This is a genomic window from Streptomyces millisiae (assembly GCF_031845425.1).
GTDB classification, from domain to species: Bacteria; Actinomycetota; Actinomycetes; order Streptomycetales; family Streptomycetaceae; genus Streptomyces; species Streptomyces millisiae.
Genome location: NZ_JAVREM010000416.1, coordinates 1 through 388, shown reverse-complemented (window position 1 = coordinate 388; position 388 = coordinate 1). Strand labels below are relative to the sequence as shown.

At 77.8% G+C, this 388-nt stretch carries 1 protein-coding gene; it reads right to left on the bottom strand.

Going from position 1 to position 388, the window contains the following annotated elements; all coding sequences use genetic code 11:
• On the bottom strand, positions 1–388 hold a 388-nt coding region (locus RNC47_RS37350; RefSeq protein ID WP_311605329.1), incomplete at both ends, for an ATP-binding cassette domain-containing protein.

Here is a 388-nt window from a genome sequence, read left to right as displayed (position 1 = left end):
CCTCCGCTTCCGTACGGAACACCGCCCGGTACTCCGGATCGGCCCAGAGCTCCTCGTGCGAGCCCGTCGCGCGGACGCGCCCGTTCTCCAGCCCGAGGACCCGGGCCGCGCGGGCGGCCGAGGAGAGGCGGTGCGCCACGATCACCCGGGTGGCGCGCCCGGCCCGCTCGTCGAGGGCGCGGCGGACGTGGTGCTCGGTGACGGTGTCGAGGCCGGAGAGGGCGTCGTCCAGGATCAGCAGGCGGCCGGGGTGGGCGAACGCGCGGGCCAGGCCCAGGCGTTGGCGTTCGCCGCCGGAGAGCGGGGCGTCGGTGAGCGGGGTGGCATAGCCGTACGGGAGGAGCCCGACGAACCCGTCCGCGCGGGCGGCCCGGGCCCCCTCCCGTAC